Source organism: Terriglobus sp. YAF25 (genome assembly GCF_052113305.1).
Classification (GTDB): Bacteria; Acidobacteriota; Terriglobia; order Terriglobales; family Acidobacteriaceae; genus Terriglobus.
The window spans coordinates 1-1518 of the sequence record NZ_JBFRCY010000916.1 but is presented as its reverse complement, the minus strand read 5'-3'; the positions used below and the strand labels follow the sequence as shown (position 1 = coordinate 1518).

2 protein-coding genes and 1 tRNA gene are annotated in these 1518 nt (G+C 57.1%); 1 reads left to right on the top strand and 2 read right to left on the bottom strand.

Going from position 1 to position 1518, the window contains the following annotated elements; genetic code table 11:
* Positions 1–496: hypothetical protein (locus AB4043_RS25205; protein WP_442308486.1), on the top strand; the 496-nt coding region annotated here is incomplete at its 5' end.
* A 204-nt stretch (positions 497–700) separates the two neighbouring features.
* On the opposite strand, the gene AB4043_RS25200 is transcribed toward AB4043_RS25205, so the two are convergent.
* Together AB4043_RS25200 and AB4043_RS25195 are read right to left on the bottom strand one after the other, a co-directional pair.
* Positions 701–788 (bottom strand) — tRNA-Leu (locus tag AB4043_RS25200).
* A gap of 36 nt (positions 789–824) precedes the next feature.
* Positions 825–1518 (bottom strand): CorA family divalent cation transporter (locus AB4043_RS25195; protein ID WP_442308485.1); only part of this gene is annotated, 694 nt, incomplete at its 5' end.

Genomic DNA, 1518 nt, shown 5'->3' with positions numbered 1-1518 from the left:
CTGGAGCACGATGCGCATTGCGTTTCAGATCAAGGCAATGCTGGAGCACGCGGAACTTTCCATTCAGGAAGCGACGAACTTAGCGAAGTCGTCGGTGCTCTCGAAATCGGACTCATTTACAACGACCCTCAGGGCCTTTATCGAGATCGTCACAGCCCTCTGGGACACCAGCGATCTACCCAAAGATGTACGTCGCTTGGCTGAGAATCTCATGGATCTCGCCAGCATGGTCAAGCTCGATGCCACGGCATTTCGCACGTTTCTCGAGTCAGAGGCCAGCGCTGGTCGCGGGCCGAAGATGCTTAACCTTTCACCATATGGCGCGGTGATCCAGAGTTTGATTGACCAAAAGCCGGCGGATTTCCAGAAGGGTCTACAGTATCGTCTGAAGCAGCCACCAAACCGCTTTCGCCCTGTCCTTGTGACTAGAGAGATCGAAGTTCCAGCCTCTATGAAAGGTGCAACGTGGGATAAGGCTACTCTGACCATCGGGTAACGAGCGAAATCGAACTTAGATTAGCCAAACTAGTGTCTGTACCCGAAAGTGAGGGAATAGTTGGGCTCGGCGGTTGCCAAAGAACAGTTGAGCAACGCTGGTAGCCAGCGACGTTCTCTCAGAGCTCCCTGATCGTTTCCGCTTGCGAGAACGCCGATTGGGCAACAATCAAAGCTTTATTCCTAGATTTACAAGTGAGTATTTTGGTGCCGGGAGGGGGGGTCGAACCCCCACGACCGCAAGGGTCGGCGGATTTTGAGTCCGCTGCGTCTGCCAGTTCCGCCATCCCGGCTCGATTTCTATTCTAGAGCATTACAGGGAAAATTCCCTACAACCAGCCACGCCGCCGGAAGTACCAGTAGGGCAACACCGCCGATAAAACCATCATCACGATGGCCATCGGATAGCCCAGGTGCCACTTCAGCTCTGGCATGTGCTCGAAGTTCATCCCATACAGCGAGCCCACCAGCGTAGGCGGCAGGAAGATGACGGCCGCTACCGACAGGATCTTGATAATCGCATTCTGCTGAATGCTGATCATGCCCAGGTTGGAGTCCAGCAGGAACTGGATCTGCGACAGCAGATACGCATCATGCTCCAGCAGAGACTTGATATCCCGCTGCAGTGTCTTCAGGCGCAGGGCTTCGTTACGGTGCAGAGCTTCGTTACGGTCCTGGTGCGGTGTCTCGCCGTTCTCCTCTCCGGAGAGGAAGCCGGCCGCACGCGTCAGGCTCAGCAGGCTCTCGCGGGCACGGCCTGCCAGGTCGCCGCTGCGGCCGATCTGCCGCAGCATGGCAGCCAGGTCTTTCTCCACCGCCACCTTGGTTGACGTCGCGTCCTGCGCGAAGAGCTCGCCGGCCAGAACATCCAGGCCGTTGCCGATCTCTTCCAGGATGTCGGCCACACGGTCGACTACGGTCTCCAGAAAGGTCAGCACGGCATCGTGCGGGTGCTCGATGACCTTCGGCGTCTTATCCACACGCGCGCAGAAGAGCTTGAAGGCTGTGGGATCGGCATAGCGT